At 59.3% G+C, this 8,625-nt stretch carries 5 protein-coding genes and 2 pseudogenes; 3 read left to right on the top strand and 4 right to left on the bottom strand.

Annotation, left to right across the window (positions count from 1 at the left end; translation table 11 throughout):
• Positions 1–141: 141 nt before the first annotated feature.
• The 3 genes from ACXJKO_RS27310 to ACXJKO_RS27300 all read right to left on the bottom strand — a co-directional run bounded on the left by ACXJKO_RS27310 (position 142) and on the right by ACXJKO_RS27300 (position 2,494).
• The gene (locus ACXJKO_RS27310; protein ID WP_457094188.1) at positions 142–951 is read right to left on the bottom strand and encodes a putative hydro-lyase; all 810 of its coding nucleotides are present in this window, start codon (positions 949–951) and stop codon (positions 142–144) included.
• 95 nt (positions 952–1,046) lie between these two features.
• Entirely contained in the window at positions 1,047–1,940 is an 894-nt protein-coding gene (locus tag ACXJKO_RS27305) for a LysR family transcriptional regulator (protein ID WP_457094187.1), read from the bottom strand.
• Positions 1,941–1,972: 32 nt separating this feature from the next.
• Entirely contained in the window at positions 1,973–2,494 is a 522-nt protein-coding gene (locus ACXJKO_RS27300) for a winged helix DNA-binding protein (RefSeq protein WP_457094186.1), read from the bottom strand.
• A 108-nt stretch (positions 2,495–2,602) separates the two neighbouring features.
• Here ACXJKO_RS27300 and ACXJKO_RS27295 point away from each other — a divergent pair, with 108 nt between their 5' ends.
• Positions 2,603–6,211: a hydantoinase B/oxoprolinase family protein gene (locus ACXJKO_RS27295; protein ID WP_457094185.1), complete on the top strand. Its 3,609-nt coding sequence runs from the start codon at positions 2,603–2,605 to the stop codon at positions 6,209–6,211.
• Between the two features lie 158 nt (positions 6,212–6,369).
• Entirely contained in the window at positions 6,370–7,425 is a 1,056-nt protein-coding gene (locus ACXJKO_RS27290) for an IS110 family RNA-guided transposase (protein ID WP_457094184.1), read from the top strand.
• A 392-nt stretch (positions 7,426–7,817) separates the two neighbouring features.
• Here the strand turns inward: ACXJKO_RS27290 and ACXJKO_RS27285 are convergent.
• A pseudogene (locus ACXJKO_RS27285) lies at positions 7,818–8,396 on the bottom strand (IS701 family transposase); the annotation flags it as partial.
• A gap of 87 nt (positions 8,397–8,483) precedes the next feature.
• Between ACXJKO_RS27285 and ACXJKO_RS27280 the strand changes: the two are divergent.
• Positions 8,484–8,591: pseudogene (locus ACXJKO_RS27280) on the top strand (transposase); the annotation flags it as partial.
• Positions 8,592–8,625: the final 34 nt, after the last annotated feature.

Genomic DNA, 8,625 nt, shown 5'->3' with positions numbered 1-8,625 from the left:
ACTTTGAGGTGGGTCTTGGGCAGGTCCTGAGCCAGCGCGCTGCCGACGATGAATAGGGAGAGAATACTCGCGGTGACAAGCGAGGCGGTTGTTTTCATGGCTGTTACCCTTCTGTGATTGTTCGGTTCTTCTGTTATTGCCTTAGCCATTCGCAAGCCGACTATTCTTCAGATCGGTGACCAGCATGTAGCCCGGCGCATGCGTGATGGCGAAGGAAGGACGGGCTGCTGCGACCACGGATTGTGGAGTGACGCCGCATGCCCAAAAAACAGGGATCTCATCATCGGCCACACGAACCGGCTCCCCGTAATCGGGAACATTGAGATCCTTAATCCCGATCATCTCCGGTTTTCCGAGATGGACTGGCGCTCCGTGTACAGCAGGAAAACGCGATGTGATCTGAACCGCGCGGATCGCATCGGCGGGCTTGAGCGGGCGCATGGAAACGACCAGCGGACCATGGAAAGGGCCGCTCGGCTGAGTGGGAATGTTGGTCCGGTACATCGGTACGTTCGTACCCTCGGCGATGTGCCGAAGGACGATTCCATCCGCCATGAGCGCTTCCTCGAACGAGAACGAGCACCCAATAATAAACGACACCAGATCATCGCGCCAGACCGAGGAGACATCCGTCACTTCGTCGACGAGTTCACCCTCACGCCACACGCGATAGAGAGGAAGGTCCGTGCGAATATCGAGATCTGCACCCACTTCCGGGACGCGCGGGTCACCGGGCTCAGATATGCCGATCAGCGGGCAGGCTTTGGGGTTTCTTTGACAGAACCGCAGGAAGGACGAAGCCAGATCCGCCGGAAGGATGGCGAGATTGCCCTGTACGTGTCCGCGCGCAAGGCCTGACGTCTGATCTCGCAGAGTACCGCTGCGTGCGGCAAGTCGCACATCGAGTCCTGTCGCCAGTTCCAAGTCTGCACGTTGCGCTGCTGTAATCATATAACATTCCTCAGGGTAATTTAATTAATCTTCTTGCGATCCATTAAGGCTCGGTAGGCAATGACAATCAATAGCCCCGACACCTGAGCAACCAATCAGTTTTCCTGATAAGTCGTCTGAGCGATGCGGATAGCAAGCTCGGCAGCCGCCTCAAGGACTGGGTTCGACAGCGCCTTGCAGTACGAGATCGTGAACTTGAGCGGATCCATCACGATGTCTGTCTTTATGACTTCGAGTCTTTCAGACGCGATTTCGTCCTGGATAAGAGCAGGCGGGAGAATCGCTACTCCAGCCCCGGAGACCGCAAGCCGAATGTTCGCTGAGAGAGAGGCGGACGTAATCATCCTTGGCGGTGTCATTCCAGACGAACGGAAGAGATCCGCTAGGGCAATGGTCGGTCGCGTCCTGCGACCGTAGGTGATGATCGTGACGTCCGCGAGATCCTCGATTGTAACAGGCCGCCCGAGGAACCCAAGACGGGGTGCTGCAACAAAGCTGAGTTTGTAATTCGAGAGCGTTCGGCTCTGGATCGAGGGATCGGGAACAGGGCCAAGAAGAAAAGCGAGGTCGATTTCCTGTCCGGCGAGACCATCTCGCAAATTAGGCGTGGTATCGACAGTCAGCTCCAGGCTGAGGCGCGGAAACTTTACTTCGAAGGCGCGGATAAAATCGGGCAGCCATGTATGCACGATAGTCTCGGAGGTGCCTACGCGAACGATACCTTCAGTGCCAATCCCGCCGCACATAGCGTGGATTGCCTGTTGCTGCAGACTGAGGATGCGTTCCGCCCAAGCGAGCATCTCCAAACCCTTGGGTGTGAGCTTTGCTTCGCGTCCGCTTCTATCGAACAGGTAATGAGAGAGCCGCCTTTCCAAAGACGCGACACGTGCCGAGATGGTGGGCTGAGACGTATCCAGCCGAATGGCGGCCTTCGAGAAACTGTGCAGCGTAGCGCTCCAGTAGAAAGCCTCGACCTCTTTGAGTTCCATGACTTTCCTTTCAGCCTTCTGTGCGTTCGTATCTAGAGGGATGCCGCGGCGCGCGTGGCCTGATCGTAATACCCTGACAAGGTCCGCATCTGACTCGCCAATCGTGACAGGGTCTCCATCTCCAGGCCGAGAGAGGCGACCGGGCCGACAAGAAGCGTTTCTCGTATCGCCTTATACTCCTCGCAGGCTTCGGATCCTGCCTCGGTGGCCGAGATCAACTTTTCCTTGCCCACTTTCTTGCTCATGACGAGCTTGAGCCGCTCGAGTTTTTTGACCGAGTAGCTCACTACATGAGTGTCTTCGATGTTCAGGACCAAGCAGATATCGGCCAGGCGTTTCGGTTTGGATCGGTGATGCACGGAGTGGAGCACGAAGATGTCGGTCGGCGACAAATCGGACAATCCTGCAGCGGCCATGCCGCGCACGATCCAGCGGTGAAAGGCATGTGACGCGAGGATCAGACCAAACTCGAACTCTGACAGGGCTGGCAGCACACCCGACGCCAGATGAGCGGAAGAAACGATAGGGCCCGTGGCCTTCGAAAGCGGGGACATAGTTGCAAGCTCCGTGAATGGATGCCGTTTCCGCGAAGAAACATTGACAGTTTATAGACGATTTATCTACATTTCATGCGCTTATTATATCCAGCATAGGGGAACACCATGAATTCCGGGAAGTGGGACTTTTGGATCGACCGCGGCGGGACTTTTACTGATATCGTCGCGCGTAGGCCTGACGGAGCACTTCTCGCGCATAAAGTACTCTCCGAGAACCCTGAGGCTTATCGTGACGCGGCAATCCACGGCATCCGCGAGTTGCTGGGGATTCCAGTCGGCGATTCCCTGCCGACGGAGCAGATCGCTACCGTGAAAATGGGAACGACAGTCGCAACGAATGCCCTGCTGGAGCGCAAAGGCGATCGCACCCTGCTCGTCATTACGAAAGGCTTCGCCGACGCGCTCAAGATCGGATACCAGGGACGTGCCGATATTTTTGCGAAGAACATCGCCAAGCCGGAGCAGCTCTATGAGGGTGTGCTCGAGGTTGATGAAAGGGTCCTCGCTGACGGCACCATCGAGGCGGAGCCGGATCTCGACCTTGTCCGCCAGCAGCTTTCCGCCGCATATGCGGAAGGCATTCGCGCTTGTGCTGTCGTCTTCATGCATTCCTATCGCTACCCGGCGCACGAGCAGGCCGTCGCCGCGATTGCGCGCGAGGTAGGATTCACCCAGGTCTCGGCCTCGCATGAGGTCAGCCCCCTGATGAAGATAGTGGGTCGCGGCGACACGACCGTGGTCGATGCTTATTTGTCACCGGTACTGCGCCGCTATGTCGATCAGGTTGCCTCGGAGCTGGGTGACGAGGCTGAGCGTACAGCCCGTCTCATGTTCATGATGTCCTCGGGAGGTCTTACAGACGCCCATCTTTTCCATGGCCGGGACGCGATTCTCTCCGGCCCTGCCGGCGGCGTCGTTGGATGCGTCGAGACCGCCCGCATTGCTGGGTTTGACAGGATCATCGGCTTCGACATGGGCGGCACGTCCACCGACGTGTCGCATTTTGACGGTGAGTACGAGCGCACCCTCGAAACCGAGGTAGCAGGAGTGCGCATGCGTGCTCCGATGATGCTGATTCATACCGTTGCCGCAGGTGGCGGATCGATTCTTCACTACGACGGCTCGCGGTTCCAGGTCGGTCCAGACTCGGCCGGCGCCAATCCAGGCCCGTCTTGCTACCGCCGTGGCGGCCCGCTTGCGGTGACGGATGCCAATGTCATGACCGGCAAGCTCGACCCGAGCTTCTTTCCCGCCATCTTCGGCCCCAATCGCAACGAGCCGCTCGACGTTGAATCCGTCCAACAGGGGTTCAGCGAAATGGCCGACCTCATCGGGGATGGTCGCTCGGCAGAGGCTGTTGCGGATGGATTCATCCGCATTGCCGTCGAGAACATGGCCAATGCGGTCAAGAAGATCTCCGTACAACGGGGCTATGACGTGACCGAATACGCGCTCCAGTCCTTCGGCGGGGCTGGTGGACAGCATGCATGTCTCGTGGCCGATGCCCTCGGCATGAAGACGGTGATGATCCATCCTTTCTCCGGACTTCTCTCCGCCTATGGCATGGGCCTCGCGGACATCCGGGCCACCCGTCAGCGCACGGTTGAGGCGCCGCTCGACGGAGTAGGAGTTGAGAGTGCAACTCAAATTCTCGCGGAACTCTCCCACGGCGCACGGGAGGAATTGCTGCAACAATCGGTTCCTGCCACTGACATCACCGTTCATCAGCGCGCACATGTTCGTTACGCAGGTACTGACATGTCGCTGACCGTTGATTTCTCAGACATCGCGAGCATGAGGAAGGATTTCGAAGCGTCCCACCGCGCGCGTTTCGGCTTCATCGACGAGACGAGACATCTCAGCATCGAGGCCGTTTCGGTAGAGGCTGTCGGCGGCGGCCAACCTGCCGACGAGCCGGACCTGCCAATCTCCACGGAAAATGCGGAGCCAACGGCCCAAACGAGGTTCTTCTCCCAAGGCAAGTGGCACGATGCTGCTGTCTATCACCGGGAAAATCTGGCTCCCGGTAAGCGCCTTGCGGGCCCGGCACTCCTGATTGAGCCGCATCAAACCATCGTGATCGAGCCCGGTTGGTCCGCGGAAATTACGATGAAGAACCATGTGGTGATGCGCCGGACCGAGGCAGCTCACTTGGTTCCGGCCATTGGGACGAAAGCAGATCCAGTCATGCTCGAGGTCTTCAATAATCTCTTCATGTCGATCGCTGAGCAGATGGGCGTCACGCTCCAGAACACCGCTTACTCTGTGAACATCAAGGAGCGGTTGGATTTCTCGTGCGCCGTTTTCGACGCACAAGGCCGCTTGGTCGCCAACGCACCTCACATGCCCGTGCATCTGGGGTCCATGGACCGGTCCGTCGAAAGCGTAATCCGTGCTCATGGYGACAATATCCGACCGGGCGACGTATACGCAATTAATGCGCCATATAACGGCGGCACGCATCTGCCCGACATCACGGTGGTCACCCCCGTCTTCGACACGGCAGGAGAAACGATCCTATTCTTCGTGGCATCGCGAGGCCACCATGCCGACGTAGGCGGCATCGCGCCTGGTTCAATGTCGCCGCTTGCGACGACTATTGAGGAAGAAGGCGTCTACATCGACAACTTAAAGATGGTGGACCGGGGACGCTTCCTCGAGGAGGAGCTGAGGCAGCTTCTGCTGGGGGGACGATATCCTGTGCGTAACGTCATCCAGAACGTCAACGACCTGAAGGCGCAGATCGCCGCTAACGAGAAGGGCGTGGCGGRGTTGAGGCGTATGGTCAACCACTTCGGACTCGATGTTGTGCAAGCCTATATGGGGCACGTCCAAGACAACGCCGACGAAAGCGTACGACGGGTGCTCGATGCACTGTCCGACTCTTCATTCGAGTATGAGATGGATCAAGGCTGCTTCATCCGCGTCAAGATCACGGTCGATCACGAGCGCAGAGAGGCTACTGTCGATTTTACCGGAACGTCGCCCCAGCGGTCCGACAACTTTAATGCTCCCGAGCCGGTGGCTCGTGCCGCGGTTCTGTACGTGTTCCGGGTCATGGTTGAGGGCAACATCCCCATGAATGCAGGGTGCCTGCGCCCGATCAACCTCATAATTCCGGAAGGATCGATGCTCTCGCCGCAATATCCTGCCGCGGTCGTTGCAGGCAATGTGGAGGTCAGTCAGGCGGTGACGAATTGCCTGTTTGGTGCTCTTGGGGCACTCTCCGCTGCGCAGGGAACCATGAACAATCTCACCTTCGGCAATGATGTGTACCAATACTACGAGACGATCTGCTCCGGTGCTCCGGCAGGACCCGGGTTCAATGGATCCGATGCCGTCCACACCCATATGACGAACTCCCGTCTCACGGATCCCGAAGTTCTTGAGGTACGCTATCCGGTTGTCCTTGAAGACTTCCATATCCGCCTCAACTCGGGAGGACGCGGTCACTGGAATGCCGGCAACGGAACCTCGCGCACCATCCGATTCTTGGAGCCAATGAACTGCGCCATCCTATCGGGTCATCGACGGGTGCGTCCATTCGGGCTTGCCGGAGGCGATCCTGGTCAGTTGGGCGAGAACTGGGTGCGCCGAAAGGATGGGAATCTTGAGCGGCTTGGGGGATGCGATCAGACCCAAATCGGTGCAGGTGAAGCCATTATTGTGCGCACACCAACGGGTGGTGGTTTTGGGGCATCAGACAAAACCTAAATTGCTGATCAGCTCTTAACCAAGGCCGTCTGGATCTTTGCAATCGCAATTGGTTCAGGCGGCTTATAGCTAGCACTACTAATGGGATGGTCCGGCCGTGCTCCTGCCCCGCTTGCCTGTAAGCTGTGGGGCTTCGAGCCACGCAAGGAGCACGTCTCATGTCACGGTCTTCTTCCTCTGCTGCGATTGCCACCCTGGGCATCGATCTCGGCAAGAACAGCTTCCACCTCGTCGGTCAGGATGAACGTGGCGCCATCGTGCTGCGCATTAAGCTCTCCCGGACCCAGCTCCCGCAGCGCCTGGCCAACATTCCGCCGTGCCTGATCGGCATGGAGGCCTGCGCTGGCGCCCATCACATCGGGCGCCAGCTACAAGCGCTCGGTCACGACGTACGCCTGATCCCGGCCCAGTACGTCAAACCGTTCCTCAAGGGGCATAAGAACGATTACCGGGATGCCGAAGCCATCGCGGAGGCGGTGCAGCGGCCGACCATGTCCTTCGTGGCGATCAAGACGCCCGAGCAGATGGATCTGCTCGCCCTGCACCGGGTCCGCTCGCGCCTGGTGGGTCAGCGCACCGGCGTGACCAACCAGATCCGTGGTCTGTTGCTCGAGCGCGGCATCACCGTGCGCCAGGGCTTCGCGCCCTTGCGGCAGGCGCTGCCCGGCATTCTGGGTTCGTCCTCTGACGCCCTCTCGCCCCGGCTGGTGCGCCTCATCTCTGACCTGATGGAGGACTGGCACCGGCTGGATGAGCGCATCGCCCATGTCTCGGCCGAGATCGAGGCGCTCGCTGCCCAGGACGAGCACTGTCAGCGCCTGATGAGCGTCCCGGGCGTGGGGCCGATCATCTCATCCGCCATGGTGGCGGCGATCGGCACGGGTGCCGGGTTCAAACAGGGGCGGGATTTTGGCGCCTGGCTCGGGCTGGTGCCGAAGCAGGAATCGACCGGCGACCGCACGATCCTGGGCAAGATCTCCAGGCGCGGCAACACGTACCTGCGGACGCTGTTCGTGCAGGCCGCTCACATCGTGTTGGTGAGTCGCCCGCATGCAGCAAGGCTGAGCCTGTGGCCGTGGATCGAGACCGCGGGCCGGAGGCTGCATCGCAACATGCTGGTGATTGCCTTAGCCAACAAGCTCGCCCGCATTGCCTGGGCAGTGCTGGCCCGCGGCCATGCGTACCAGCCGAGGAGCGTCTCTCATGCCGCGTAAGAGCGCTTCAGACCCAACCGATAGCCATCAGCCCTGAGGAGACGACGATGAAGTCGATGATCTAATCAGCGGCTGTCCCGCCGAGGTCTGCGAGATGACGAAGGAGATGGACGAACGGTCTGCCCGGCGCAACCACAAGACTTGGTGCCAAAGTGGCCCATAGAGGTCTTACTACTAGTCAGTCTTGGAAGCGCGCGGATTTCCATGCTGGCCCGGAGCTGAGGCTCCACACAGAGGCCTAATACATTGATGCAGCTCTCACGTTCGTCAGTCTACCAAATTCATCTTGCAACGCACGGCCGGACCATACATTTGGCACTCCCATTGTTAGGCCCAGAGTGAAACGGGCCCAGCAGAATGGACATCGCAAACGCATTGCGTGTGCGACGTGATCAAGCAGCAGACGTCGAATAGCTGGCAAGCTCGGTTGCGGCGGAGGCCCGCCGGTATTTCTTTTTTTCCCGCGGCGCAGATTGCAGGCGCAGATGCTGCAGAAACAGATACGTCATCAGCGCATGCCGATGCAAGCCGCGCCATGAGCGGCCCTCGAAGTGATCGAGCCCAAGCTCTTCCTTGAGCTGCTGGTGCGCCTGCTCACACACCCAGCGCGCCTTAATCAGGGACGCCAGCCGCTTCAGTGAGACAGCGGGCGAAAGGTTGCATAGATAGTACTTGCACTCGCCCGAGGAACGATGTTCGCCCACCAACCAAACCTCCTCACCCGGTAGATGCTGGGTGGCCCGTCCGCCCAATTGAACCGCTGGCCCGTCGGCCACCCGCACCCGTACGGCGGCAAACCTCGCCTRCAAGGGCCCTCTGGTGCCGCGCCGCCAGGTGATCCGGCGCCACTGCGCTGGTGCCAGCATCACTCCTGCGGAGACGGATTCCTGATCCGGAATGAGCGTCTTACGAGGGCGTCCGCGTGTGGTCGTCGAAGGCACCAGTTGCACAGCGGCTGGATAGACCTTCTGAATGCGTGAGGTGACACGGGGGAAGTGGTCCAGCTCTTATGTTAGTTTTCTCGGCAGATTTCCTTTTTGGGACGAAGGAGGTTTGTCATGCGCAAGAAGCGATTTTCGGTCGAGCAGATCGTGGCCGTCCTGAAGCAGGCGGAACTGGGATTGCCGGTGGCCGACCTGATCCGGCAGGTCGGCATCTCGGAGCAGGCCTGCGGGACGAGTGCCTGAACCTGCACTGGTT

Source organism: Microvirga sp. P5_D2 (assembly GCF_054049475.1).
Note: the sequence above shows the minus strand (reverse complement) of the source record. Positions and strands in the feature narration are given on the sequence as shown.